At 71.6% G+C, this 24,802-nt stretch carries 19 protein-coding genes; 18 read left to right on the top strand and 1 reads right to left on the bottom strand.

Annotated features, from left to right (window positions below):
• Window positions 1-162 precede the first annotated feature (162 nt).
• The 16 genes from rsmH to ACZ4QV_RS24595 all read left to right on the top strand — a co-directional run bounded on the left by rsmH (window position 163) and on the right by ACZ4QV_RS24595 (window position 18,819).
• Window positions 163-1,122: a 16S rRNA (cytosine(1402)-N(4))-methyltransferase RsmH gene (gene rsmH, locus ACZ4QV_RS24670; protein ID WP_361142933.1), complete on the top strand. Its 960-nt coding sequence runs from the start codon at window positions 163-165 to the stop codon at window positions 1,120-1,122.
• A complete protein-coding gene (ftsL, locus tag ACZ4QV_RS24665; protein WP_467763409.1) occupies window positions 1,119-1,799 on the top strand; it encodes a cell division protein FtsL in 681 nt (226 codons plus the stop codon). The genes rsmH and ftsL overlap by 4 nt, the downstream gene beginning before the upstream one ends.
• A 515-nt stretch (window positions 1,800-2,314) precedes the next feature.
• Window positions 2,315-4,336: a peptidoglycan D,D-transpeptidase FtsI family protein gene (locus tag ACZ4QV_RS24660; RefSeq protein WP_467763448.1), complete on the top strand. Its 2,022-nt coding sequence runs from the start codon at window positions 2,315-2,317 to the stop codon at window positions 4,334-4,336.
• 18 nt (window positions 4,337-4,354) lie between these two features.
• The gene (locus tag ACZ4QV_RS24655; RefSeq protein WP_361142928.1) at window positions 4,355-6,118 is read left to right on the top strand and encodes a Mur ligase family protein; all 1,764 of its coding nucleotides are present in this window, start codon (window positions 4,355-4,357) and stop codon (window positions 6,116-6,118) included.
• A 62-nt stretch (window positions 6,119-6,180) separates the two neighbouring features.
• Window positions 6,181-7,614: a UDP-N-acetylmuramoyl-tripeptide--D-alanyl-D-alanine ligase gene (locus ACZ4QV_RS24650; protein WP_361142925.1), complete on the top strand. Its 1,434-nt coding sequence runs from the start codon at window positions 6,181-6,183 to the stop codon at window positions 7,612-7,614.
• Window positions 7,611-8,675: a phospho-N-acetylmuramoyl-pentapeptide-transferase gene (mraY, locus tag ACZ4QV_RS24645; RefSeq protein WP_030024670.1), complete on the top strand. Its 1,065-nt coding sequence runs from the start codon at window positions 7,611-7,613 to the stop codon at window positions 8,673-8,675. The genes ACZ4QV_RS24650 and mraY overlap by 4 nt, the downstream gene beginning before the upstream one ends.
• Complete coding sequence (gene murD / locus ACZ4QV_RS24640; RefSeq protein WP_361142921.1) at window positions 8,672-10,093, top strand: UDP-N-acetylmuramoyl-L-alanine--D-glutamate ligase; 1,422 nt, start codon at window positions 8,672-8,674, stop codon at window positions 10,091-10,093. The genes mraY and murD overlap by 4 nt, the downstream gene beginning before the upstream one ends.
• Before the next feature lie 61 nt (window positions 10,094-10,154).
• Window positions 10,155-11,489: a putative lipid II flippase FtsW gene (gene ftsW / locus ACZ4QV_RS24635; protein ID WP_361142919.1), complete on the top strand. Its 1,335-nt coding sequence runs from the start codon at window positions 10,155-10,157 to the stop codon at window positions 11,487-11,489.
• Between the two features lie 6 nt (window positions 11,490-11,495).
• On the top strand, window positions 11,496-12,581 hold the full coding sequence (gene murG / locus ACZ4QV_RS24630; RefSeq protein WP_030024673.1) for an undecaprenyldiphospho-muramoylpentapeptide beta-N-acetylglucosaminyltransferase: 1,086 nt from the start codon (window positions 11,496-11,498) through the stop codon (window positions 12,579-12,581).
• A gap of 64 nt (window positions 12,582-12,645) precedes the next feature.
• Window positions 12,646-13,536, top strand: a complete 891-nt coding sequence (locus tag ACZ4QV_RS24625) for a cell division protein FtsQ/DivIB (RefSeq protein WP_361142916.1) — start codon at window positions 12,646-12,648, stop codon at window positions 13,534-13,536.
• Window positions 13,537-13,810: 274 nt separating this feature from the next.
• On the top strand, window positions 13,811-15,040 hold the full coding sequence (gene ftsZ, locus ACZ4QV_RS24620; RefSeq protein WP_361142913.1) for a cell division protein FtsZ: 1,230 nt from the start codon (window positions 13,811-13,813) through the stop codon (window positions 15,038-15,040).
• Window positions 15,041-15,053: 13 nt separating this feature from the next.
• Window positions 15,054-15,803, top strand: coding sequence for a peptidoglycan editing factor PgeF (gene pgeF / locus ACZ4QV_RS24615; RefSeq protein WP_467763408.1), 750 nt, complete (start codon window positions 15,054-15,056; stop codon window positions 15,801-15,803).
• A gap of 3 nt (window positions 15,804-15,806) precedes the next feature.
• Window positions 15,807-16,538 (top strand): YggS family pyridoxal phosphate-dependent enzyme, encoded by a 732-nt coding sequence (locus tag ACZ4QV_RS24610; RefSeq protein ID WP_361142907.1) that lies wholly within the window; start codon window positions 15,807-15,809, stop codon window positions 16,536-16,538.
• Between the two features lie 124 nt (window positions 16,539-16,662).
• Window positions 16,663-17,283 (top strand): cell division protein SepF, encoded by a 621-nt coding sequence (locus ACZ4QV_RS24605; protein WP_030024677.1) that lies wholly within the window; start codon window positions 16,663-16,665, stop codon window positions 17,281-17,283.
• 71 nt (window positions 17,284-17,354) lie between these two features.
• The gene (locus ACZ4QV_RS24600; RefSeq protein WP_030676138.1) at window positions 17,355-17,648 is read left to right on the top strand and encodes a YggT family protein; all 294 of its coding nucleotides are present in this window, start codon (window positions 17,355-17,357) and stop codon (window positions 17,646-17,648) included.
• 49 nt (window positions 17,649-17,697) lie between these two features.
• A complete protein-coding gene (locus ACZ4QV_RS24595; RefSeq protein ID WP_361142902.1) occupies window positions 17,698-18,819 on the top strand; it encodes a DivIVA domain-containing protein in 1,122 nt (373 codons plus the stop codon).
• Window positions 18,820-19,248: 429 nt separating this feature from the next.
• Here ACZ4QV_RS24595 and ileS read toward each other — a convergent pair whose 3' ends face one another.
• Window positions 19,249-22,389, bottom strand: coding sequence for an isoleucine--tRNA ligase (gene ileS / locus ACZ4QV_RS24590; protein ID WP_361639511.1), 3,141 nt, complete (start codon window positions 22,387-22,389; stop codon window positions 19,249-19,251).
• Between the two features lie 615 nt (window positions 22,390-23,004).
• Between ileS and ACZ4QV_RS24585 the strand changes: the two genes are divergently transcribed.
• Entirely contained in the window at window positions 23,005-23,871 is an 867-nt protein-coding gene (locus tag ACZ4QV_RS24585) for a TraR/DksA family transcriptional regulator (protein ID WP_361619575.1), read from the top strand.
• A gap of 218 nt (window positions 23,872-24,089) precedes the next feature.
• Window positions 24,090-24,767 (top strand): signal peptidase II, encoded by a 678-nt coding sequence (lspA, locus tag ACZ4QV_RS24580; protein ID WP_361142893.1) that lies wholly within the window; start codon window positions 24,090-24,092, stop codon window positions 24,765-24,767.
• Window positions 24,768-24,802 lie beyond the last annotated feature (35 nt).

Genomic DNA, 24,802 nt, shown 5'->3' with positions numbered 1-24,802 from the left:
CGGCTCGGCCTCCTCCCGCTCCAACCGGTCCGCCGACGGCACTTCCCCGTCGTCGGAGGGCCACTTCCCCTTCAGAGCGGGCGGGGACCAAGCGGTACGTGCGGCATTCCCCCAGCCAGCGGCCGGGGGGACCCACCTGCCGCCCACCCCATCGGAAGGCGCATGAGCAGCAACGATCGCCACGTACCCGTCATGCTCCAGCGGTGTCTGGACATGCTCGCCCCCGCGCTCGCCGAGCCCGGCGCGGTCGTCGTCGACTGCACGCTCGGCCTCGGAGGGCACAGCGAGGCGCTGCTCGCCACGTTCCCGGCAGCACGTCTGATCGCCCTCGACCGCGACCCGGCGGCCCTGAAGCTGGCGGGGGAGCGCCTGGCGCCCTACGGGGACCGCGCCACCCTCGTGCACGCCGTCTACGACGAGCTGCCGCGGGTCCTGGCCCGCCTCGGCGTCCCGCGCGTCCAGGGCGTCCTGTTCGACCTCGGGGTCTCCTCGATGCAGCTCGACGAGGCCGACCGCGGCTTCGCGTACGCGCAGGACGCGCCGCTCGACATGCGCATGGACCAGACGACCGGCATGAGCGCCGCCGAGGTCCTCAACACCTACCCGCCCGGCGAGCTGGTCCGCATCCTGCGCGCGTACGGCGAGGAGAAGCAGGCCAAGCGGATCGTCGAGGCCGTCGTGAAGGAGCGCGCCAAGGAGCCCTTCACCCGCAGCGCACGCCTGGTGGAGCTGATCCGCGACGCCCTGCCGCAGGCCGCCAAGCGCACCGGCGGCAACCCCGCCAAGCGCACGTTCCAGGCGCTGCGCATCGAGGTCAACGCCGAACTGGCCGCCGTCGAGAGCGCCGTGCCGGCCGCCGTACGGGCCCTCGCGGTGGGCGGCCGGATCGCCGTGCTGTCGTACCAGTCCCTGGAGGACCGGATCGTCAAGCAGGTCTTCGCGGCGGGCGCGGCCAACACCGCGCCGCCCGGCCTGCCCGTCGTCCCCGAGCAGTACCAGCCGCGTCTGAAGCTGCTCACCCGTGGCGCCGAGCTGCCGACCGAGGAGGAGATCGCCGAGAACCGGCGTGCGGCCCCCGCCCGGCTGCGCGGCGTCGAGCGCATCCGCGAGGACATCGCGTGAACCGGCCGGGGCGCACGCGCTCGGGGCCGGGACGGCTCTCGGGCCTGTTCGCCTCCGGAGCGGGGGGCACGGCGGCGCGTACGCCGTTCGTGCTCCTCGTGGTCGTGCTCCTCGGCTCCGGCCTGATCACGCTGCTGCTGCTGAATTCCGCGCTCAACCAGGGCTCCTTCGAGCTGAGCAAGCTGGAGAAGCGCACCAACGAGCTGACGGACGAGCAGCAGGCGCTCCAGCAGGAGGTGGACGCCTACTCGGCGCCGGGCGCGCTGGACGAGCGCGCCCGCGAGCTGGGCATGGTCCCGGGCGGCAGCCCGGCGTTCCTGGAGCCGGACGGCACGGTACGCGGCAAGCCGAGCGCGGCCCCGGGCGGTACGGGGCCGATGAGCGCGCGCACCCCGTCGCGGTTCACCGTGCCGGGCCCCCGGACGGCGCCGGGCCACGCCGCCGCGCCGGTCCCCGGGCCCCGGCCGTCCGCCGGACCGCAGCCGTCCGCGGCTCCCGCCGCCCCGGGCGCGCGGCTGCCCGACCAGCCGCTGCCCGACCACCCGTTCCCCGTTCTCACCGCCCCCGGCCGTCCTCTGCCCGGCGCCCCGGGGGCCGACGGCCGGAGGGCGGCCGGACCGGTGCGCCCGGCCCCCGGCGCGGCAGCCGGTTCCGCTCCGACGACTTCCGGCAGGTGACCCGTGACGTACGAGAACGCCGAAGCCCTGCCCGGGGCCGCAGCCTTGCCCGCAGTCGCAGTCGCAGTCGCAGTCGCAGTCGCAGTCGCAGCCGAAGCCCTGCCCGGGGCCGCGCCCCTGCCCGCCTACGGGTGCGCCCCCCTCGCCCGTAGGACCGCACCGGAGGAGGGTGTCGCATGACCGACCCCAAAGGCCCGCGATCCGGCAGCGGCTCCGGCTCCGGTGCGAGAGGTTCCGGCCCCCGTGCCTCCGGGCCCAGGGCCTCCGGCCCCAAACCCCCCGGCGCCAAGACCACCGGAGCCAAGTCCACCGGCCCCGCCAAATCCTCCGCGGCGAAGCCCTCCGGCCCCCAGGCGCCCGGCTCCAAGACCCCGAACCCCAAGATCTCCGGCCCCGAGCCCGCCGGACCGAAGGCCGCTCCCCGGTCCTCCCGCAAGACCGGCAGCGACTCCGGCGCACGCCCGGCCTCCAGCGCCCGCTCCCGTACCGGCTCCGGCTCCGGCGCGGGCTCCAAGGTGCCCAGCCCCCCGGACCCCCGCCGCCGCGTCCCCCGCCCCACCCCGGCCGGCGGCCGCACCGGCCAGGCCCGTGGCGGCCCGGGCCAGAGCGGCGGGAGCGGCCGGTCCCAGCGCGCGACGGCCCAGAGCCGTCCCGCCTCCGCGCGCCCCACCACCACCAAGCGCGCCCCCCGCCCCCGCACGCCCACCCTGCGCCTGGGCAGCCCGCGCCCCCGGCTGCGCCTGGTCTCCCTCGCCCTGGCGCTGATCCTGCTGGTCTTCGTCGTCCGGCTGTTCCAGGTGCAGGCCGTGGACGCCGACGCGTACGCGGCCAAGGCCAACGTCAACCGGTACGTTCCGGTCAAGCTGGCCGCCGAGCGGGGCGCGATCACCGACCGGGACGGCGTGGACCTGGCCACCACGGTCGACGCGTACGACATCACCGCCGACCCCAGCCTGCTCGCGCCCGACAAGATCAAGATCCAGGACGCCCCGCGGCAGGCCGCCGCGCTGCTCGCGCCGATCCTCCACGAGGACCGGGCCGCCCTCGCCAAGAAGCTCGCCACGCCCGGCTCCCGCTACGTACGGCTGTCCCGGCAGCAGACCCCGCAGGTCTGGAAGCAGATCAAGGACCTGCGCAAGGAGCTGGACGCCAAGGCGGCCGAGCAGCCCAAGAGCGAGCGCCGCCCCAACGTCCTGGTCGGGATCTTCGCGGACAAGCACAGCAAGCGCGTCTACCCGAACAAGGACCTCGCCTCCGGGGTGCTCGGCTTCGTCAACAGCGAGGGCCGGGGCGGCGGCGGTCTGGAGGCCCGGCTCGACCGGCAGCTGGCGGGCAAGGACGGCAAGCTGGTCTACGCCCAGTCCGGCGGGCGGCGGGTGCCCACCGCGGGCGCCCAGGAGCACCCGGCCGTGCCGGGCACCGACGTCGAGCTGACCCTGGACCGCGACATCCAGTGGATGGCCCAGCAGGCCATCACCCGGCAGGTCGCCGCGTCGCAGGCCGACCGGGGCTACGTCGTCGTGCAGGACACGAAGACCGGCGAGATCCTGGCCCTGGCCAACGCCCCCGGCTTCGACCCCAACGACATCTCGAAGGCCGACCCGGAAGCGCTCGGCAACGCCGCCCTCACCGACGCCTTCGAACCCGGCTCCACCAGCAAGCTCATGTCGATGGCCGCCGTCCTGGAAGAGGGCGCGGCGACCCCCGCCACCCGGGTCACCGTCCCCAACCGGCTGCACCGCGGCGACCGCAACTTCTCGGACGACATCGACCACCCCACCTGGCACCTGACCCTCAACGGCGTCCTGGCCAAATCCAGCAACATCGGCACGATCCTGGCCACCGAACAGCTCGGCAGGACCCGTCAGGAAGCCAACCGGGTGCTCTACTCCTACCTGCGCAAGTTCGGCCTCGGACAGCCCACCGGACTCGGCTTCCCCGGCGAGACCCCGGGCCTGCTGGCCCCGCCGCAGAAGTGGAGCACCTCGCAGCAGTACACGATCCCCTTCGGGCAGGGCCTGTCGCTCAACGCGGTCCAGGCCGCCTCGGTCTACTCCGCCATCGCCAACGGCGGCGAGCGCATCGCCCCCACGCTCATAAGGGGCACCACGGGCCCGGACGGCCGGTACCGGCCCGCGCCGCAGCCGCACAAGAGCCGGGTGGTGAGCGAGAAGACCGCCAGGACGCTGGCCACCATGCTCGAATCGGTGGTCGACGACAAGGAGGGCACCGGCGCCAAGGCGAAGATCGACGGGTACCGCGTCGGCGGCAAGACCGGCACGTCCAACCGGGTGGACCCGAAAACCGGCCGCTACCACGGCTACACCGCCTCCTTCGCCGGGTTCGCGCCCGCCGACCAGCCCCGTGTCACCGTCTACTGCGCCGTCCAGAACCCGACCAGGGGGAGCTACTTCGGCGGCCAGGTGTGCGGCCCGATCTACCAGCAGGTCATGGAGTTCGCGCTCAAGACGCTCCAGGTCCCGCCGAGCGGCGCCCAGCCCCCGCGCCTGCCCGTCACCTTCAAGCCAGGCGAATGAAAACGAGGCAGCACCGCCGTGACGACCATCACCCCCGACCCCGGGAACCGCTCCAGCTCGCGGCCCTCACTTCGCCCCGAGGCCGCCGCGCCCGGTACGCTCACCGCCGTGTCACACGCTGATCAGTCCCACCACGCCCAGAAGGACGCCCCCGGAAAGTTTCCGGGAGCGCCCCGCCCAGAGCGGGTCCGCGCCACCCCCCTCGCGGACCTCGCCGAGCAGTTGGGCACCTCGGTGCCGGCCGCGGCGGACGCCGCCGACGCTGTCGTCACCGGCATCACGCACGACTCCCGGGCCGTGCGCCCCGGCGACGTCTACGCCGCGCTGCCCGGCGCCCGCTTCCACGGCGCCGACTTCGCCAACCAGGCCCGCGACCTCGGTGCCGCGGCGGTCCTGACCGACCCGGCGGGCCGCGAGCGCGCCGCCGCGACGGGCCTGCCCGTCCTGGTCGTGGACGAGCCGCGGGCCCGTATGGGGGCGCTCGCCGTCTCGATCTACGGCGACCCCGGCAGCGATCTCCTGCAGATCGGCATCACCGGCACCTCCGGCAAGACCACCACCGCGTACCTCATCGACGGCGGCCTGCGCGCCGCGGCCGAGAGGGCCGCCCGGGAGGAGCGGCGCGCAGCGGCTCTGCCGGGGGACGGCGGCGGGCGCCGGGCGGGCCTGACGGGCCTGATCGGTACGGTCGAGTCCCGGATCGGCGACGAGCGCCTGAAGTCGGAGCGCACCACGCCCGAGGCCACCGACCTCCAGGCACTGTTCGCCGTCATGCGCGAGCGCGACGTGCGGGCGGTGACGATGGAGGTCTCCAGCCACGCGCTGGTCCTCGGCCGCGTCGACGGCTGCGTCTTCGACGTCGCGATCTTCAACAACCTCAGCCCGGAGCACATGGAGTTCCACTCCGGGATGGAGGACTACTTCCAGGCCAAGGCGCAACTGTTCACCAAGGCGCGCAGCAAGGCCGGCGTGGTCAACCTGGACGACGAGTACGGCAAGCGGCTGGCCGCCGGCGAGTCCGAGGTGCCGGTCACCACGTTCTCCGCCGAGGGCCACCCGGACGCCGACTGGCGCGCCGCCGACGTCGAGGTCGGCACGCTCGGCTCCACCTTCACCGTGCTGGGCCCCGACGGCGTGTCCGTACGGGCCGCCTCGCCCATCCCGGGCCCGTTCAACGTCGCCAACGCGCTCGCGGCCGTCACGGCGCTCGTCGTGGCCGGTGTGGACCCGCAGACCGCCGCCGACGGCGTCGCCGCGGTGCCCGGCGTCCCCGGCCGCCTGGAGCGCGTCGACGTGGGCCAAGACTATCTCGCGGTCGTGGACTACGCCCACAAGACCGACGCGGTCGAATCGGTCCTGCGCGCCCTGCGCAAGGTCACCGGGGGCCGTATCCACGCCGTGCTGGGCTGCGGCGGCGACCGCGACCCGCACAAGCGCAAGCCGATGGGCGCGGCGGTCGCCCGCCTCGCCGACACCGCCGTACTGACCTCCGACAACCCCCGTGGCGAGGACCCCCTCGCGATCCTCGCCACCATGCTGGCGGGCGCCGCCGAGGTGCCCGTCCACGAGCGCGGCACCGTGCTGGTCGAGGAGGAGCGGGCCACCGCCATCGCGGCCGCCGTCGCCCGCGCCGAGCCCGGCGACACCGTGATCGTCGCGGGCAAGGGCCACGAGCAGGGCCAGGACATCGCCGGAGTGGTCCGCTCCTTCGACGACCGTCAGGTGCTGCGCGAGGCCATCGAGGCTTCGTTGAACTCGCAGCAGCCGAACCACCAGGGATGACACACCGCCATGCGCGCAAAACCCTTCGAACGGCACGACCTGCCCACGGCCGGGGGTGAGAAGTGATCTCCCTGTCCCTCGCCGAGATCGCGACCATCGTCGGCGGGCAGCAGCACGACATACCGGACCCGGAGGCCCAGGTCACCGGCCCGGTCGTGTTCGACTCCCGTGAGGTGTGCCCCGGCAGCCTCTTCGCGGCCTTCGCCGGCGAACGCGTGGACGGCCACGACTACGCCGCACGCGCCGTCGAGGCGGGCGCGGCGGCGGTCCTGGCCGCCCGTCCCGTCGGCGTCCCCGCGATCGTCGTGGACGACGTGGTCGCCGCCCTCGGGGCGCTGGCCCGCGCCGTCGTCGGCCGGCTCGGCGCCTGCGTCGTCGGGCTCACCGGCTCGGCCGGCAAGACCAGCACCAAGGACCTCATCGGCCAGCTCCTGGCCCGCCGGGGGCCGACCGTGTGCCCGGTGGGCAACCTCAACAACGAGATCGGGCTGCCGGTGACCGCGCTGCGCGCGGACGACGGCACGAAGTTCCTCGTCCTGGAGATGGGCGCCCGCGGCGTCGGCCACATCCGCTACCTCGCGGAGCTGGTCCCGCCGCGCATCGGCGTGGTCCTCAACGTGGGCTCCGCGCACATCGGCGAGTTCGGCGGCCGCGAGCAGATCGCGCAGGCCAAGGGCGAGCTGGTCGAGGCGCTGCCCACCGCGGACGAGGGCGGCGTCGCCGTGCTCAACGCCGACGACCCGTACGTACGCGCCATGGCCTCCCGTACGAAGGCCCGTACGATCTTCTTCGGCGAGTCCGCCGAGGCCGACGTGCGGGCCGAGAACGTCCGGCTCACGGCGCTCGGGCAGCCCGCCTTCACGCTTCACACACCCTCCGGGTGCAGCGACGTGACCATGCGGCTGTACGGTGAGCACCACGTGTCGAACGCGCTTGCCGCGGCCGCCGTCGCCCATGAGTTGGGCATGCCCGTGGACGAGATCGCCGTCGCGCTCTCCGAAGCCGGCACGCTCTCCCGCTGGCGGATGGAGGTCACCGAGCGCGCGGACGGTGTGACGGTCGTCAACGACGCCTACAACGCGAACCCGGAATCCACGCGGGCGGCGCTCCGCGCGCTCGTGGCGATGGGCGAAGCCTCCAAGGAAACGGGAGGCCGTACGTGGGCGGTGCTCGGTGAGATGGCCGAGCTCGGCGGGGAGTCACTCGCCGAACACGACGCGGTCGGGCGCCTGGTCGTCCGGCTCAACGTCAGCAAGCTCGTGGCGGTCGGCGGCAGGGAAGCGGCCTGGCTCGACATGGGCGCCAAGAACGAGGGTTCGTGGGGTGAGGAGTCGGTGCACGTGTCCGACGCGCAGGCGGCGATCGACCTGTTGCGCAGCGAGCTGCGGCCGGGTGACGTCGTGCTGGTGAAGGCGTCCAGGTCGGTCGGCCTGGAACGGGTCGCCGCGGCATTGCTGGGCGACGCCGGTGTCGAGGGCGGAGCCGCCACCCGATGAAGCAGATCCTCTTCTCCGGAATGATCGGACTCTTCCTGACGCTGATCGGCACCCCGCTGCTGATCAAGCTGCTGGCCAGGAAGGGCTACGGGCAGTTCATCCGTGACGACGGCCCGCGCGACCACCACAGCAAGCGCGGTACGCCCACCATGGGCGGCATCGCCTTCATCCTGGCCACGCTCATCGCCTACGCGCTGACCAAGGTCATCACCAGCAGCAACCCGAGTTTCTCCGGTGTGCTGGTGCTGTTCCTGATGGCCGGCATGGGCCTGGTGGGCTTCCTCGACGACTACATCAAGATCGTCAAGCAGCGTTCGCTGGGCCTGCGGGCCAAGGCGAAGATGGCCGGCCAGCTGATCGTCGGCATCGCCTTCGCGGTGCTCTCGCTCCAGTTCGCCGACCTGCGCGGCCAGACCCCGGCCTCCGACCGGCTGTCCTTCACCCAGGACTTCGGCTGGCAGATCGGCCCGGTGCTCTTCGTCATCTGGGCACTGTTCATGATCCTGGCGATGTCCAACGGCGTGAACCTCACCGACGGCCTCGACGGCCTGGCCACCGGCGCCTCGGTGATGGTCTTCGGCGCGTACACCTTCATCGGCATCTGGCAGTACCAGGAGTCCTGCGCCAACGCGATCAGCGCCGGGCCCGCCTGTTACGAGGTACGCGATCCGCTCGACCTCGCGGTCGTCGCCTCCGCCCTGATGGGTGCCTGCTTCGGCTTCCTGTGGTGGAACACCTCGCCCGCGAAGATCTTCATGGGTGACACCGGTTCGCTGGCCCTGGGCGGCGCGCTGGCCGGTCTGGCCATCTGCTCCCGCACGGAGCTGCTGATGGCCGTCCTGGGCGGCCTCTTCGTCCTGATCACCATGTCCGTGGTCATCCAGGTCGGGTCCTTCCGGCTCACCGGCAAGCGGGTCTTCCGGATGGCGCCACTACAGCACCACTTCGAACTCAAGGGGTGGTCCGAAGTCCTTGTCGTGGTCCGGTTCTGGATCATCCAGGGCATGTGCGTGATCGTCGGCCTGGGCCTCTTCTACGGCGGCTGGCAGGCCGCCAAGTGACCGGCCTCGACCTCGCCGGACAGCACGTGACCGTGGCCGGTCTCGGCGTGAGCGGCGTTCCCGCCGCCCGCGCCCTGGCCGGCCTCGGCGCCGTCGTCACCGTCGTCAACGGCAGTGACGGCGAGCGGGAACGGGCTCAGGCGGCGCCGCTGGAGGAGCTGGGCATCACCGTCCGCCTCGGCGACGGCGACACGCTCCCCGAGGGCACCGACCTCGTCGTCACCACCCCCGGCTGGAAGCCCGCCAGCCCGCTCTTCCGGGCCGCCGAGGCGGCCGGCGTCCCCGTGTGGGGCGACGTGGAGCTGGCCTGGCGGATGCGCGGCCCGGACTCCCCGCCCTGGCTCGCGATCACCGGCACCAACGGCAAGACCACGACCGTACGGATGCTGGCCGCCATCCTGGAGGCCGAGGGGCTGCGTACCGCGGCCGTCGGCAACATCGGGGTGCCGCTGGTGGACGTGGTGCTGGAGCCGTCCGGTACTTATGACGTTCTCGCCGTCGAGCTCTCCAGCTACCAGTTGCACTGGGCGCCCTCCGTACGCGCCCACTCCGCGGCGGTCCTCAACCTCGCCCCGGACCACCTCGACTGGCACGGCTCCATGGAGGCGTACGCCGCCGACAAGGGCCGGATCTACGAGGGCAACACCGTGGCCTGCGTCTACAACGTCGCCGACCAGGTGACCGAGGACCTGGTGCGGGAGGCCGACGTCGAGGAGGGCTGCCGCGCCATCGGCTTCACCCTCGGCACCCCGGGCCCCTCCCAGCTCGGCGTCGTCGAGGGCATCCTCGTCGACCGGGCCTTCGTCGAGAACCGGCAGAAGCAGGCACAGGAGCTGGCCGAGGTCTCGGACGTGACGCCCGCGGCCCCGCACAACATCGCCAACGCGCTCGCCGCGGCGGCCCTGGCCCGCGCCTTCGGCGTCAGCCCCCGGTCCGTACGCGACGGCCTGCGCGCCTTCCACCCGGACGCGCACCGCATCGAGCACGTCGCGGACGTCTCCGGGGTCGCGTACGTCGACGACTCCAAGGCCACCAACACCCACGCCACCGAGGCGTCGTTGGCGGCGTACGAGCACATCGTCTGGATCGCCGGCGGCCTGGCCAAGGGCGCCACCTTCGACGAACTGGTCCGGAAGTCCGCCGGGCGGCTGCGCGGCGCGGTCCTCATCGGCGCCGACCGGGCGCTCATTCGGGAGGCCCTGGCGCGACACGCCCCGGATGTCCCGGTGGTCGACCTCGACCGGACCGACACTGGGGCGATGTCCGAAGCCGTACGGGAGGCAGCGCGCCTGGCCCGGCCGGGCGATACGGTCCTGCTGGCCCCGGCCTGCGCCTCGATGGACATGTACCTGAACTACAACAAGCGGGGCGAAGCCTTCGCCGACGCGGTCCGCTCGCTGGCCGCACAGGAACAGTAGTCCGTACGTCCCCGCCGCCGTCGAGGACGCACGGCGCAGCGCACCCGTGGAGGGGACGAGGATGACGGCCCGATCGGCGAAGGCCGCGCCGCCGCGCCCGGCACGGCGCCCCGGCCCGCGCCTGCCGCGCGGCGGCGCCCCCCGTAACCCGCGCGGCCTGTACACCCAGGTCCGCCGGGCCTGGGACCGGCCGCTGACCGCCTACTACCTGGTGGTCGGCGGCAGCCTGCTGATCACCGTGCTCGGCCTGGTGATGGTCTACTCGGCCTCCCAGATCAAGGCTCTCCAGCTCGGTCTGGCACCGACGTACTTCTTCCGCAAGCAACTGTTCGCGGCGGTGCTCGGCGGCATCCTGATGCTGGTGGCGGCCCGGATGACGGTCCGGCTGCACCGCACGCTGGCGTATCCGCTGCTGGCCGTCTCGGTCTTCCTGATGACCCTGGTGCAGATCCCCGGGATAGGGGTCGCGGTCAACGGCAACCAGAACTGGATCAACCTGGGCGGCCCCTTCCAGATGCAGCCCAGCGAGTTCGGCAAGCTGGCGCTGGTCCTGTGGGGCGCCGACCTGCTGGCGCGCAAACAGGACAAGAAACTGCTCGCCCAGTGGAAGCACCTGCTGGTGCCGCTGATCCCGATGGCCTTCCTGCTGCTCGGTCTGATCATGCTGGGCGGCGACATGGGCACCGCGATCATCCTGACCGCGATCCTGTTCGGCCTGCTGTGGCTGGCCGGCGCCCCCACCCGGCTCTTCGTGGGTGTGCTCGGCGCGGCCGTCGTCATAGGGGCGCTGCTGATCAAGACCAGCGCCAACCGGATGGCCCGGCTCGCCTGCATCGGCGCGACCGACCCCGGGCCGCAGGACCAGTGCTGGCAGGCCGTGCACGGCATCTATGCGCTGGCCTCCGGCGGATTCTTCGGTTCGGGACTGGGCGCCAGTATGGAAAAATGGGGTGAACTCCCTGAACCGCACACCGACTTCATCTTCGCCATCACCGGGGAGGAACTGGGGCTTGCGGGGACGCTGTCGGTGCTCGCCCTCTTCGCGGCTCTAGGCTATGCGGGTATCCGCGTGGCCGGACGCACGGAGGATCCCTTCGTGAGGTACGCAGCGGGAGGCGTGACCACCTGGATCACGGCCCAGGCCGTGATCAACATCGGTGCGGTGCTCGGTCTGTTGCCGATCGCCGGTGTCCCGCTGCCGCTGTTCTCCTTCGGGGGCTCCGCCCTGCTGCCGACGATGTTCGCCATCGGTCTGCTGATCGCCTTCGCGCGTGACGAGCCCGCTGCACGGGCGGCACTGGCCATGCGGCAGCCTGTTTTCGGCAGGAAACTGGCTGGGGTGAGACGGAAGACGATGAGACGGCGCGTCAAGAAGCGACCGTCCGGAGAGCGGTGAATTTCGGTGCATGTCGTACTCGCCGGTGGGGGGACCGCCGGCCACATCGAGCCCGCGCTCGCCCTCGCGGACGCCCTGCGCAGGCAGGACCCGACCGTGGGGATCACGGCACTCGGCACGGAGAAGGGGCTGGAGACCCGGCTGGTGCCGGAGCGGGGCTACGAGCTGGGGCTGATCCCGGCCGTACCACTGCCGCGCAAGCCCACGCCCGAACTGATCACCGTCCCCGGGCGGCTGCGCGGCACGATCAAGGCCGCCGAGCAGATCCTGGAGCGCACGAAGGCGGACTGCGTGGTCGGCTTCGGCGGCTATGTCGCGCTGCCCGGCTACCTGGCCGCCAAGCGGCGCGGGGTGCCGATCATCGTGCACGAGGCCAACGCCCGCCCCGGGCTGGCCAACAAGATCGGTTCGCGGTACGCCAAGTACGTCGCGGTCAGCACCCCGGACAGCAAGCTGCGGGACGCCCGGTATGTCGGTATTCCGCTGCGCCGCTCCATCGCGACCCTCGACCGGGCGGCGGTCCGCCCCGAGGCGCGGGCCGCCTTCGGGCTGGACCCCAACCTGCCGACGCTGCTGGTCTCCGGCGGCTCGCAGGGCGCCCGGCGGCTCAACGAGGTCATCCAGGCCGCCGTGCCGGCGCTCCAGCGCTCCGGCATCCAGGTGCTGCACGCGGTCGGCCCGAAGAACGAAATGCCGCACGTGGACAACATGCCGGGTATGCCCCCGTATGTACCGGTACCGTACGTGGACCGGATGGACCTCGCGTACGCCGCGGCCGACATGATGCTCTGCCGCGCGGGCGCGATGACCGTCGCCGAACTGTCCGCCGTCGGGCTCCCGGCCGCCTACGTACCGCTGCCCATCGGCAACGGCGAGCAGCGGCTGAACGCCCAGCCGGTGGTCAACGCCGGCGGCGGCCTGCTGATCGACGACGCGCAGCTCACGCCGGAGTGGGTGCAGGGCCAGGTGCTCCCGGTGCTCGCCGACCCGCACCGGCTGTACGAGATGTCCCGCGCGGCGTCCGAGTTCGGCCGCCGGGACGCGGACGAGCTGCTGGTCGGCATGGTGTACGAGGCGGTCGCTGGCCGCTGACGGACGGTACGGCCGTGCTGCCCCGGGGGTGAACCCCGGGGTGGCGGCCGGAAGGAGAGGGAGCGTGGCCGGACCGACGACCGCCCGACGCGGTGAGAAGAAGTCCGCGCGCTCCGGCCCGCCCTCGTCCGGGAAGGCCGGGAAGACCGGCAACGCCGGGTCCGGCAGCGGCGGCGGGGGCAAAAAGCCCGCGAAGCGGGGCGAATCCGGCTTTCCGGGCGGGCGCTCCGGCCTGCGGGCCCACTTCAAGGTGCCGCCCCGGCGCACTCTGATCATCACACTGGCCGGTGCGGTGCTGCTGGCCGGTTTCGGCGCCTGGTCCCTGTACGGCTCCACCTGGCTGCGCACGGAGGCCGTCAAGGTGAGCGGTACGGGCGTCCTGACGGTCGATGAGGTCGTACGGGCCGCCGCGGTGCCGATGGACACCCCGCTCGCCTCGGTGGACAAGAAGGCCGTCGCCGACCGGGTGCGCGCGAAACTCCCGCGCGTCAAGTCCGTTGCGGTCAGGCGCTCCTGGCCGCACACGGTCAGCCTGAAAGTGACCGAAAGGCAGCCGGAACTCGTTATTCAAACGGGCGGAAAGTTCGTCGAAGTGGACGCCGAAGGGACGCGTTTCGCCACGGTCGCCGCCGCCCCGAAGGGTGTTCCGCTTCTGGAAATGGCCGTACGTGACAGCCCGGGACTGCGGCGGTTCGGCGCCGACCGGCTCCGGCGCGCGGCCGGCACCGTCGTCACCGCCCTGCCGAAGGCGCTCCACCAGGACGTTCGCACCGTCGAGGTGCGCTCCTTCGACGCCATCACCCTGAAGCTGACGGGCGGCCGTACCGTCGTTTGGGGGAGTGACGAACGCAGTACGGCGAAGGCCAAGGTGCTCGCCGCGGCCCTGAAAGCGGCGCGTGACGCGCGCCACTTCGACGTGAGTGTTCCCACCGCACCCGCAGTGTCGGGGAGTTGACGTGTGTACCCGCAGGCCAGCACCCTGGATGGCTACCACTATGGGTGATCACATAGGGTGAAAAGAAAAACGGGAGGTTCGGCGTGTTCGTTGAACGTGCGCCACTTGTCGACTTAGTGTCTCGTTCCAAAGAGTCCCAGGAACACAGGCACTGGTAACCCTAAACTTCAGCGTTAGGGTTCGGGTCGGCACTACGAACCGTCCCATCGGCATCAGTCGACGTCCGCACCCCGGTGCGGCGGCGACACGTAACTCGAGGCGAGAGGCCTTCGACGTGGCAGCACCGCAGAACTACCTCGCAGTCATCAAGGTCGTCGGCATCGGCGGCGGTGGCGTGAACGCCATCAACCGGATGATCGAGGTCGGGCTCAAGGGCGTCGAGTTCATCGCGATCAACACCGATGCACAGGCCCTGCTGATGAGCGACGCCGACGTCAAGCTGGACGTCGGCCGGGAACTCACCCGTGGTCTGGGCGCAGGCGCCAACCCAGACGTCGGCCGCAAGGCGGCCGAGGACCACCGTGAGGAGATCGAGGAGGTCCTCAAGGGGGCCGACATGGTCTTCGTGACCGCGGGAGAGGGCGGCGGCACCGGCACCGGCGGCGCCCCCGTCGTCGCCAACATCGCCCGCTCGCTCGGCGCCCTGACGATCGGTGTGGTCACCCGCCCGTTCACCTTCGAGGGCCGTCGCCGCGCGAACCAGGCCGAGGACGGCATCGCCGGCCTGCGCGACGAGGTCGACACCCTCATCGTGATCCCCAACGACCGACTGCTGTCCATCTCGGACCGCCAGGTGAGCGTGCTCGACGCGTTCAAGTCCGCGGACCAGGTACTGCTGTCGGGTGTCCAGGGCATCACCGACCTGATCACCACCCCGGGTCTGATCAACCTCGACTTCGCCGACGTCAAGTCCGTGATGTCCGAGGCCGGCTCGGCCCTCATGGGCATCGGCTCGGCGCGCGGCGACGACCGCGCGGTGGCCGCCGCGGAGATGGCGATCTCCTCGCCGCTCCTGGAGGCGTCCATCGACGGCGCCCGCGGTGTGCTGCTCTCCATCTCCGGCGGCTCGGACCTCGGTCTCTTCGAGATCAACGAGGCCGCGCAGCTGGTCAGCGAGGCGGCCCACCCCGAGGCGAACATCATCTTCGGCGCGGTCATCGACGACGCGCTCGGCGACGAGGTCCGGGTGACCGTCATCGCCGCGGGCTTCGACGGCGGCCAGCCGCCGGCCCGTCAGCAGACCGTGCTCGGCAGCCAGAACAACGGCAAGCGCGAGGAACCGGCCCCGGCCCCCAGCCGCCCGGCCCCGCAGGCCGAGTCCCGGCCGTCGTCCTTCGGCGGCCTGGGCTCGGTGCCGGTACGGGACGAGGAACCGGCCCCGGCCGACCCGTCCCCGCTCGGCGAGGTGCCGCCGCCCCCGACCGCCTCGCCGCAGGTTCCGCCGGCCCGTCCGTACTCGGACACCGCGGCCGAGGAACTGGACGTCCCCGACTTCCTGAAGTGACCGAAGTCCCGACGTGATAGGGCAACAGCACCCGGTGCTGACGAACGACACGAGCGGCGCGCACTTCGCCTCCACCGACCGGTGGGGCGGGGTGAGCGCCGCTCCGTATGCCGAGCTGAACCTCGGGGGCGCGGTCGGTGACGACCCCGGCGCGGTACGGACCAATCGCGAACGGGCGGCCGAGGCGCTGGGCCTGGACCCGGCCTCGGTCGTGTGGATGAACCAGGTGCACGGCCGTGACGTGGCCGTGGTCGACGGCCCCTGGCGCGACGGCTCCGAGATCCCTTGCGTGGACGCGGTGGTGACGGCCCGCCGGGGCCTGGCCCTCGCCGTCCTGACCGCCGACTGCACCCCGGTGCTCCTCGCCGACCCGGTCGCCGGGGTCACCGGTGCCGCGCACGCGGGGCGTCCGGGGCTGGTGGCCGGGGTGGTTCCGGCGACCGTCGAGGCGATGACCGCGCTCGGCGCCGACCCGGCCCGGATCGTCGCCCGTACCGGACCCGCGGTCTGCGGACGCTGCTACGAGGTGCCCGAGGCGATGCGTGCCGAGGTCGCCGCGGTGGTGCCCGAAGCCTGGGCCACCACCTCGTGGGGCGCGCCCGCGGTGGACATGGCCGCCGGGGTCCGTGCCCAACTCGCCGCGCACGGCGTCCGGATGGGTGAGCATTCCCACATCTGCACGCTGGAGTCGGCGGACCACTTCTCGTACCGGCGGGACCGCGTCACCGGGCGGCTCGCGAGCTATGTATGGCTGGGATGCTGAGCTGTGACGGATCGTAGGACCGAACTGGCGGACAATCTGGCGCGCGTGGAGGAACGAATCTCCACCGCGTGCGACAAGGCCGGTCGCAAGCGGGAGGACGTGACCCTCATCGTGGTCACGAAGACCTACCCGGCGAGCGACGTGCGGCTGCTCGCGGAACTCGGCGTCCGCCAGGTGGCGGAGAACCGCGACCAGGACGCGGCACCGAAGGCCGCGGCCTGCTCGGATCTGCCCCTTACCTGGCATTTCGTCGGTCAGTTGCAGACCAACAAAGTGCGGTCTGTGGCCAATTACGCCGATATTGTGCAGTCGGTCGACCGCGCCAAGCTGGTCACCGCGCTGTCGAAGGAAGCGGTACGGGCCGGCCGTGAGCTCGGCTGCCTGCTCCAGGTGGCGCTTGACGCCGAGTCGGGTGACACCCGGGGAGAGACCGGAGCGCGTGGCGGGGTCGCCCCGGCCGGTGTCGCCGCGCTCGCCGACGCCGTCGCGTCCGCCGAAGGGCTGCGCCTGGACGGCCTGATGACGGTGGCTCCGCTGACCGGCCGTTATGCCGGCCTTCCCGGTGCCGCTTTCGAGCGTTTGATGGAAATCTCATCCGGCCTGCGCGTGAACCATCCTGCTGCGAACATGGTGTCGGCAGGGATGAGCGCGGACCTCGATGAAGCCGTGGCTGCCGGGGCGACACATGTGCGCGTCGGCACTGCGGTACTCGGAGTCCGACCACGGCTCGGGTAACGTCGCCAAGCAAGTCGGACCACAGCACAAAATATGGTCATTGCCCCCAAAAGGAGGGCAGACCGCGTGGATTCAAGGCACCTGGTGACGGAGCCGATCCACCACAGAGCGGAGGACGCAGAGAATGGCCGGCGCGATGCGCAAGATGGCGGTCTACCTCGGCCTCGTGGAGGACGATGGGTACGACGGCCGGGGGTTCGACCCCGACGACGAGTTCGAGCCCGAGCTTGACCCGGAGCCCGAACGGGGGCGGCGACAGCAGACCCAAGTACCCACCGAGCCGCACCCGGAACGGGACGAACCCGTCCGAGTCGCCCAGCCGCCCGCTCAGCGTGAGTCCGCCCCTCTGGCTGCCGAAAGCGGACGACCCGCCCGAATCGCCCCCGTGGCGTCCATCACACCCGACCGTCCGAATCTGGAGAAGAACGCACCGGTGATCATGCCCAAGGTTGTGTCCGAGCGGGAGCCGTACCGCATCACGACGCTGCACCCCCGGACCTACAACGAAGCCCGTACCATCGGGGAACACTTCCGTGAGGGCACTCCGGTGATCATGAACCTCACGGAGATGGACGACACGGACGCGAAGCGACTTGTCGACTTTGCGGCCGGTCTCGTCTTCGGCCTGCACGGCAGCATCGAGCGGGTGACGCAGAAGGTGTTCCTGTTGTCGCCTGCTAACGTCGATGTCACGGCGGAGGACAAGGCCCGTATCGCAGAGGGCGGGTTCTTCAACCAGAGCTGAGACGCAACACCGGGCACACCGGGCCGAAAGCGCCCAACACGACAGCATGGCAAGGGGAGAGGACACCGCGGATGAGCATCGCTGGACAGGTGATCTACATCGCGTTGTACTGCTTCCTCATCGTGTTGATCTTCCGGCTGGTGATGGACTATGTCTTCCAGTTCGCCCGTTCATGGCAACCCGGCAAGCCGATGGTGGTCGTTCTGGAGGCCACCTACACTGTCACTGATCCGCCACTCAAGCTCTTGCGGCGGGTCATTCCGCCGCTGCGTCTCGGGGGCGTGGCGCTCGACCTGTCCTTCTTCGTATTGATGATCATCGTCTACATCCTGATCACCGTCGTGAGGTCGGTGTTGTTGGTGTGAACGATACGGTCTTGCCGATTGCCGACGACTACGTTGAGGTGAAGTAGAGATGCCGTTGACCCCCGAGGACGTGCGGAACAAGCAGTTCACGACCGTCCGCCTCCGAGAAGGCTATGACGAGGACGAGGTCGATGCCTTCCTCGATGAGGTCGAAGCCGAACTGACCCGACTGCTGCGGGAGAACGAGGACCTGCGCGCCAAGCTGGCCGCCGCGACGCGGGCCGCCGCGCAGAACCAGCAGCAGAACATGCGCAAGCAGCAGGAGCAGCAGCAGGACCAGGGGCAGCAGCACCAGCAGGGCAGGCCCGGCGCTCCTGTGCCCGCCGCCATATCCGGTCCGCAGCCGGTGCCGCCGCAGCAACAGCAGCAACAGCAGCAGTTGGGCGGCCCACCGCAGCTGACCGGAGGAGCCCCGCAGCTCCCGGCCGGGCCCGGTGGCCACGGCCCGCAGGGCCCGCACGGCCCCGGCCCGATGGGGCCCGGCGGTCCGCTGGGCGGCCCGATGGGTGGCCCCGGTGGACACGGCGGCCCGCAGCTGCCGCAGCCGGGCCAGGGTCCGGGCGGTGACAGTGCCGCTCGCGTGCTGTCGCTCGCGCAGCAGACCGCCGACCAGGCGATCGCGGAGGCCCGTTCCGAGGCCAACAAGATCGTGGGCGAGGCGCGCTCGCGTGCGGAGGGGCTGGAGCGGGACGCCCGTGCGAAGGCGGACGCACTGGAGCGGGACGCGCAGGAGAAGCACCGCGTCGCGATGGGGTCGCTGGAGTCGGCCCGCGCCACGCTGGAGCGCAAGGTCGAGGACCTGCGCGGCTTCGAGCGCGAGTACCGTACGCGGCTGAAGTCGTACCTGGAGAGCCAGCTGCGCCAGCTGGAGAACCAGGCCGACGACTCGCTGGCGCCGCCGCGGACGCCGGCGACCGCCTCGCTGCCGCCGTCGCCGTCGATGGCTTCGGCCGGTGCCGGGTCCATGGGGGGCAACCACTCCATGGGTGGCGGGCAGTCGATGGGTGGTCACGGTGGTGGCTCGGGCAGCGCGCCGTCGTACGGCGGGCAGCAGCAGATGTCGCCGGCGATGACGCAGCCGATGGCTCCGGTGCGGCCGCAGGGGCAGCAGCCCATGCAGCAGGCGCCGTCGCCGATGCGTGGGTTCCTCATCGACGAGGACGACAACTGAGCGGAGCCGCGCTTCGCGCGTAGTCGTTGCGTGTAGCGCGTGGTCGGCAATCAGGGCTGGGCCCCTGGGGTGATTCCCCGGGGGCCCGGTTCTTTTGTTTGCGGCCTGCGGCCCGGCCCCGGTAGGGGTGCGTGTGCTGCGCGGTCTGTCCGGTGGTGGGGGGCTCAGGGCCACGCCAGCGTGGTCACTCTCCCCCAGCCTTCGGCCGGGGGTCCCCACGGCATCCTTGAGCTTCAGTGAATCGGATTCGTGGGCCAGCGTCCGGACCGCCTGCGGCGAGACCCCTGCGTGCCCCCGAGCCCTGGCCGTTCGGCAGCTTTCGGTGCGAATTGGGCTGATGTCGCATAGAAACGCCCGAGTGCTGGTACGGGAACGGCCCCCGACGCGTGGTGCGTCGGGGGCCGTGGTGTTGCTACACCGGTTCGGTGACTACGCCTCGGTCTTCTTGAGGCGGAACGTGAGGGCCAGGCTCTCGTCCTCGAACGCCTGGCCGTACGTGGCGTCGGCCTCGCCCTGTGCGAAGTCGGTGGCCAGAACCTCGTCCGAGATGAGGGACTGGTGGTCGGTCAGAGCGGTGCGGGCCTCTTCGTCGGTGGTCCGCCAGCGGAGGGCGATGCGGTCGGCCACGTCCAGGCCGCTGTTCTTGCGGGCTTCCTGGATGAGGCGGATGGCGTCGCGGGCCAGCCCCGCGCGGCGCAGGTCGGGGGTGATTTCCAGGTCGAGGGCCACGGTGGCCCCCGCGTCGGAGGCCACCGACCAGCCCTCGCGCGGGGTCTCGGTGATGATGACCTCGTCGGGGGAGAGGGCGACCGTTTCGCCGTCCACCTCGACGGTGGCGGTTCCCTCGCGCAGGGCGACGGAGAGGGCTGCGGCGTCGGTTGCGGCGATGGCCTTGGCCACTGCCTGGACGCCCTTGCCAAAGCGCTTGCCCAGGGCGCGGAAGTTGGCCTTCGCGGTCGTGTCGACCAGGCTCCCGCCCACCTCGGAGAGGGAGGCGAGGGTGGAGACGTTCAGCTCTTCGGTGATCTGGGTGCGCAGTTCGGGAGAGAGTGCTGCGAAGCCGGAGGCTGCCACCAGCGCGCGGGAGAGGGGCTGGCGGGTCTTGACGCCGGACTCCGCGCGGGTCGCGCGGCCCAGTTCGACCAGGCGCCGCACCAACTGCATCTGGCTGGAGAGCGTCGGGTCGATGAGGGCGGTGTCGGCCTCGGGCCAGGTGGAGAGGTGGACCGAGTCGGGAGCGTCGGGGGTGACCGGGACGACCAGGTCCTGCCAGACGCGTTCGGTGATGAACGGGGTGATGGGAGCCATCAGCCGGGTGACCGTCTCGATGACCTCGTGGAGCGTGCGCAGGGCCGCCTTGTCACCCTGCCAGAAGCGGCGGCGGGAGCGGCGTACGTACCAGTTGGAGAGGTCGTCGACGAAGGAGGAGAGGAGTTTGCCGGCGCGCTGGGTGTCGAAGGTTTCGAGGGCGTCGGTGACATCCCGGGTGAGGGCGTTCAGTTCGGACAGCAGCCAGCGGTCGAGGAGGGGGCGGTCGGCCGGTGCGGGGTCGGCCGGGCTGGGGGACCAGCCGGAGGTGCGGGCGTACAGGGCCTGGAAGGCGACCGTGTTCCAGTAGGTGAGGAGGGTCTTGCGGACCACTTCCTGGATGGTGCCGTGGCCTACACGGCGGGCTGCCCAGGGGGAGCCGCCCGCCGCCATGAACCAGCGGACGGCGTCGGCGCCGTGCTGGTCCATGAGCGGGATCGGGTCGAGGGTGTTGCCCAGGTGCTTGGACATCTTGCGGCCGTCCTCGGCGAGGATGTGGCCCAGGCAGACCACGTTCTCGTAGGAGGACTTGTCGAAGACGAGGGTGCCCACGGCCATGAGGGTGTAGAACCAGCCGCGGGTCTGGTCGATGGCCTCGGAGATGAACTGCGCCGGGTAGCGCTTCTCGAACAGTTCCTTGTTCTTGTACGGGTAGCCCCACTGCGCGAACGGCATGGAGCCGGAGTCGTACCAGGCGTCGATGACCTCGGGGACGCGCGTCGCGGTGCCCTGGCAGGTGGGGCAGGGGAAGGTGACGGCGTCGATGTAGGGGCGGTGCGGGTCCAGGCCGGACTGGTCGGTGCCGGTGAGCTCGGTGAGCTCGGCGAGGGAGCCGACGCAGGTCAGGTGGTCCTCGGCGCAGCGCCAGATGGGCAGCGGGGTGCCCCAGTAGCGGTTGCGGGACAGCGCCCAGTCGATGTTGTTGTTGAGCCAGTCGCCGAAGCGGCCGTGCTTGACCGACTCGGGGAACCAGTTGGTGCCCTCGTTCTCGCGCAGCAGGGCGTCCTTGACCGCGGTGGTCCGGATGTACCAGGACGGCTGGGCGTAGTAGAGGAGCGCGGTGTGGCAGCGCCAGCAGTGCGGGTAGCTGTGCTCGTAGGCGACGTGCCGGAAGAGCAGGCCGCGGGCGTCGAGATCGGCGACGAGGTGTTCGTCGGCCTTCTTGAAGAACTGGCCGCCGACGAGGGCGAGGCCCTCCTCGAAGGTGCCGTCGGGGCGTACCGGGTTGACGACCGGCAGGCCGTAACCGCGGCAGGTCTTGAGGTCGTCCTCACCGAAGGCGGGGGCCTGGTGGACCAGGCCCGTACCGTCCTCGGTGGTGACGTAGTCGGCGTTGACGACGAAGTTGGCGTCTTCCAGCTCGACCAGGTCGAAGGGGCGGCGGTAGGCCCAGCGCTCCATGTCGCGGCCGGTGAAGGTCTGTCCGGTCGTGGTCCAGCCTTCGCCGAGGGCCTTTTCGAGGAGGGGTTCGGCGACGACCAGGTTCTCCCGGCCGTCGGTGGCCACGACGTAGGTGACGTCGGGGTGGGCGGCCACGGCGGTGTTGGAGACCAGCGTCCAGGGGGTGGTCGTCCAGATGAGCAGGGCCGCTTCGCCGGCCAGCGGGCCCGAGGTGAGGGGGAGACGGACGAAGACCGAGGGGTCGACGACGGTTTCGTAGCCCTGGGCCAGCTCGTGGTCGGAGAGGCCGGTGCCGCAGCGGGGGCACCACGGGGCGACGCGGTGGTCCTGCGCCAGCAGGCCCTTGTCGAAGATCTGCTTGAGGGACCACCAGACCGACTGGATGTAGTCGGGGTCCATGGTGCGGTACGGGTCGTCCAGGTCCGTCCAGTAACCCATCCGGGTGGTCAGGTCGGCGAACGCGTCGGTGTGGCGGGTCACCGACTCGCGGCACTTGGCGTTGAACTCGGCGATGCCGTACGCCTCGATGTCCTTCTTGCCGTTGAAGCCCAGCTCCTTCTCGACGGCCAGCTCGACCGGCAGGCCGTGGCAGTCCCAGCCGGCCTTGCGGCCGACGTGGTAGCCCCGCATGGTGCGGAAGCGCGGGAAGACGTCCTTGAAGACGCGGGCCTCGATGTGGTGGGCACCGGGCATGCCGTTGGCGGTCGGCGGGCCCTCGTAGAACACCCACTCGGGGCGTCCCTCGGACTGCTGGAGGGTACGGGCGAAGACCTTCTGCTCGCGCCAGAAATCGAGCACCGCGTGCTCAAGGGCGGGCAGGTCTACCTGGGCGGGTACCTGGCGGTACTGAGGCTGTGACATCGGGGCGTTCCTCCGGCGGACACCTGCTGCGTTCTCCGTCCGGAGGGACGAGAGCCTGGGCTCCCGCGGTACCACCCTCCTTGGCGGTGCGTGCTCCACCGCCCCCTCATTGGGGTCGCGAAGCCGGTTCTACTGACCCGTGGGCCGCTTGCGGGCCGCCCGTGGGCGTTCTTCCGGCGGCTCGGGGGTGATCTTCACGTCGCGCACGCCTCCGGGCTCGCACCGTCCCCGGATCGCTCATCGCTGCGTACGACGCTACTCGTCCCGTCGGCGCCTTTCGCTGCCCACAGTGTACGGGGCACCGACGGGGCGGACCGACCGGTTTTCCGGGCTGCGCCGAGTGAGGTAGCGGGCGCCGAGAGCGTGACCCGAATGGCGATACGCAGGGCGCGGGAGTCGGCGCCCGCGCGTCGGGCGGCCCGTGGCGGGCTCCCGGCGGGCCGTGGGCTGGCGGATTACCGCGCGGGCAGGGGGGCACAACGGATGCAGACCCGGCTGCCGTGGGGGAGACCGGGCGGGAAAGGGCGGTGCGTCCCGTTGCCGCGTGCCTTGAGGCGATTTATCGTTCCGGTCACGATTCGCGAACATGATCACATACGTGAAGGGGTCGCGGCCATGGTGGCGAAGAAGACCGCCGCGAAGAAGAGCACGGCGGACGCCGGGAAGGCCGTGGCCGACAAGCCCGAGCCCACGGCGAAGAAGCGGGTGTCCGCCACGGCGATGAGCGCGGAGGCCGTGCCGGACGCCCCGGCGGAGGAGCCGGAGCACCCGCCCGCGGCCAAGAAGGCGGCCAAGAAGGCGGCGAAGAAGACGCCGGGGAAGACGCCGGGGAAGACGCCGGGGAAGAGGGCCGCCGCGAAGAGGGCGGCGAAGGAGGCCGGGGAGCCTCCTGCGGACGGCGGGCCCGCGCCCCGGAAGGCCGCCGCGAAGAAGGCGGCCAAGAAGACCGCACCTGCCGAGAAGGCGGTGCCCGCGAAGAAGACGGGAGCCAAGACGGTGGTGGAGAAGCAGACTCCGGGCGGGGCACCGGCCGCCGAGGCGGAGCAGGACGGGACGGCGGGCGCGGTGCCCAAGGCGCGCGCCGCGGACCCCGGCGAGCTGGCGGTACGGCCCGGCGAGGACCCCTGGACGCCGGCCGAGGTGGCCGAGGCCCGCACGGAACTGCACGACGAGGTCGCCCGGCTGCGTACCGAGATCGAGGCGTCCGAGGACGCGCTCGCCGGGCTGATGCGGGACTCCGGCGAAGGCACCGGCGACGAGGCCGACACCGGCAGCAAGAACATCACCCGCGAACACGAGATGGCGCTGGCCTCCAACGCCCGCGAGATGCTGCTCCAGACCGAACGCGCGCTGGAGCGCCTGCACGCGGGCACGTACGGCCTGTGCGAGAACTGCGGCAAGCCGATCGGCAAGGCCCGGATGCAGGCGTTCCCCCGGGCGACGCTGTGCGTGGAGTGCAAGCAGCGGCAGGAGAGGAGGTAGGGGCGGGAGGGCGGTAGAGGCGGGAGCCGCGGTGGGGGTGGAGGGTGCCGGGAGGCCGGCCGGGACGGTGAGAGGCGCGTGGCCGGTGACCGCCTCCGGATGAATCACCCGAGGCCGAGGGGACCGTACCCGCGGTGTCCGTACGCCTGTGCCGTACCCTCGTCCTCAGCCGGGGGCGGCCTGGCGTGCGGGACTCGACGGGCTGAGGGGCTCACAACGTGGCAGAGGCGGAGCGCATCACCGGTACGCCGGAGACCGGACCGGATTCCGAGCCGGGGACGGCGGCGGTGCCCGGAGCCGGGGGGAGCGCCGAGGGGACGGCGTCGCGGGAGCGGCAGCCGGACGAGGACCGGGACGAGAACGCGGACGGCGGCGAGGCCGGCGCCACCGCGGCGAAGGCCAAGGGCCGGGGCAAGCGGCGGATCGGCACGCTGTTCCTGGTCGCGGCCGTCGTCTACCTCCTCGACCTGGGCAGCAAGGCGCTGGTGGTCGCGAAGCTGGAGCACCACGCCCCCATCGAGGTGATCGGTTCGCTGCTGCGCCTGGAGGTGATCCGCAACCGCGGTGCCGCCTTCAGCATCGGCGAGGCACTGACGATCTTCCTCACCATCATCGCGGCGATCGTGATCGTGGTGATCATCCGGATCGCCCGCAAGCTCTACAGCCTGCCGTGGGGCATCGCGCTCGGCCTGCTGCTGGGCGGCGCCTTCGGCAACCTCACCGACCGGATCTTCCGTACGCCGGGCGTCTTCGAGGGCGCGGTGGTGGACTTCATCGCCCCCGCCCACTTCGCGGTCTTCAACCTCGCGGACTCCGCGATCGTCTGCGGCGGCATCCTGATCGTGATCCTGTCCTTCCGCGGCCTGGACCCGGACGGCACGGTCCACAAGGACTGACAGCGGCTTCGCGGCGGCCGGACACCGTACGTACG

This window comes from Streptomyces sp. NPDC026394 (assembly GCF_055567735.1).
Note: the sequence above shows the minus strand (reverse complement) of the source record. Positions and strands in the feature narration are given on the sequence as shown.

Bases quoted from the DNA above. Each gene is read 5' to 3' on its own strand.
- rsmH (WP_361142933.1), top strand. From the start codon at position 163: ATGAGCAGCAACGATCGCCACGTACCCGTCATGCTCCAGCGGTGTCTG.
- mraY (WP_030024670.1), top strand. From the start codon at position 7,611: ATGAAGCAGATCCTCTTCTCCGGAATGATCGGACTCTTCCTGACGCTG.
- ftsW (WP_361142919.1), top strand. From the start codon at position 10,155: ATGACGGCCCGATCGGCGAAGGCCGCGCCGCCGCGCCCGGCACGGCGC.
- ACZ4QV_RS24605 (WP_030024677.1), top strand. From the start codon at position 16,663: ATGGCCGGCGCGATGCGCAAGATGGCGGTCTACCTCGGCCTCGTGGAG.
- ACZ4QV_RS24600 (WP_030676138.1), top strand. From the start codon at position 17,355: ATGAGCATCGCTGGACAGGTGATCTACATCGCGTTGTACTGCTTCCTC.
- ACZ4QV_RS24595 (WP_361142902.1), top strand. From the start codon at position 17,698: ATGCCGTTGACCCCCGAGGACGTGCGGAACAAGCAGTTCACGACCGTC.
- ileS (WP_361639511.1), bottom strand. From the start codon at position 22,389: ATGTCACAGCCTCAGTACCGCCAGGTACCCGCCCAGGTAGACCTGCCC.
- ACZ4QV_RS24585 (WP_361619575.1), top strand. From the start codon at position 23,005: ATGGTGGCGAAGAAGACCGCCGCGAAGAAGAGCACGGCGGACGCCGGG.